Origin of the sequence: Brevibacillus sp. SKDU10 (assembly GCF_001645205.1) — a bacterium.
Lineage (GTDB): Bacteria > Bacillota > Bacilli > Brevibacillales > Brevibacillaceae > Brevibacillus_B > Brevibacillus_B halotolerans.
Genome location: NZ_LSSO01000218.1, coordinates 1 through 1,408, shown reverse-complemented (window position 1 = coordinate 1,408; position 1,408 = coordinate 1). Strand labels below are relative to the sequence as shown.

The 1,408-nt window shown below is 40.2% G+C and carries 2 protein-coding genes; both read right to left on the bottom strand.

All coding sequences use genetic code 11. From position 1 onward, the window contains the following. Positions 1 to 753 (bottom strand): site-specific DNA-methyltransferase (locus tag AYJ08_RS22640; protein WP_197490799.1); only part of this gene is annotated, 753 nt, incomplete at its 3' end. Positions 754 to 1,005: 252 nt separating this feature from the next. Beyond that, positions 1,006 to 1,408, bottom strand: a 403-nt coding sequence (locus tag AYJ08_RS22635; RefSeq protein WP_483295100.1) for a metallophosphoesterase family protein, incomplete at its 5' end; no start/stop codon positions are given.

Genomic DNA, 1,408 nt, shown 5'->3' with positions numbered 1-1,408 from the left:
TTTTTTCTCACGCCAAACTTTTCGGTGTTGTTGCAGATAGCTTACATTTTTTCCATATACCAAAATAAATTCATGCGAGATCGATATAAACTTGGCGTCATTTTTTCTGCCCCCGCTCCAAACAAACTCACCTACATAATTTTGCTCACCATAAAGCTCATCACAGATAAGGCGCAGATTTGCAAATTCCTTTGAATCAATACTGATGAGGATAACGCCATCCTCTGTCAATAGCTGTCGTGCAATTGCCAAGCGGGGATACATCATCGTAAGCCAATCGTTATGCATGTTTTCCCGCCATTGCTGATCAAATTCGGAAGAGTGTTTATGAAGGATTTTGCTCTTCATTTTACTGTGGTAGTTATCTTTATAAATGAAGTTTTTACCGGTATTATAAGGTGGGTCTATGTAGATGCATTGTATTTTACCTGTATGTGTGCTACATAGAAGTCGCAATCCATCTAAATTGTCCCCTTCTATATACAGATTTTCTGTTTCACTGGCATTTTTAGAGCATGCTACATGAAGCGTGGGAGTGGGAAAAGCTGGTTTCAGTGATGCCTCCTGTATGGCAGTTCTCTTGCTTGGCCAAAGCAATCCGTATCGATCATCGTGTAAGGTATCCTCGCCAAACAGCTTTACCCATTCGCTCCTTACCAGAATTCCTTGATGAAACAAGCTCGGGAAATGCTCTTTTAGCTTTTGGCGATTCTCTCTTTGCCACTCAAGTAGGTCTTGCTTTCGTTCCTCCAATTACTCGACACCTCCACTGTAATAGGAAACCTACTTCTATTACGTTCTCTGGATACATATTCGTCATTTTCAAATTTTTTCCTTTCCGGAAGCTAAGTCTAAAAGAAGAGGCTAGAGTATGAGGATTAGCTGTCTATTTGGATTACATTTCCTTCTTAAATGGATTGCGGAAGCTGATAGTTCAAGGGTTTTTCATCAAAAAAAGGCTGCTCTCCCGCTTAGGAAAACAGCCTCTCTATTGTCATAGAGCGATTAGATTGTATAAACCTTTCGACTTGGCAGCTCCAGACAGTGTAATTTACCTCCGTAAACACAGCCTCCATCAATGCCGATAATCTTATTTTTACCAAAATAAACATCTATACTGCCATCTGCATGTAAATAGTTTGTAGATGTATGTCCAAAAATGACAGTCTTTTCTCCCGCATATCCATTATGAAATTCTTCACGTATCCAGATCATTTCCTGCTCGTCCATTTCGTCCAAAGATTTGTCTGGATGCACTCCTGCATGAATGAAGATGTATTCCTCTGTCTCATAGTAAAACGGTAATTGTTCTAAAAATCGAATGTCCTCTAGTAGCTGGTCGGGTAATTCCAGCTTAATCCCAGGCGCATCCTTCTTAGGCAATATTTTGGGTGGTTCATTTGAGCCT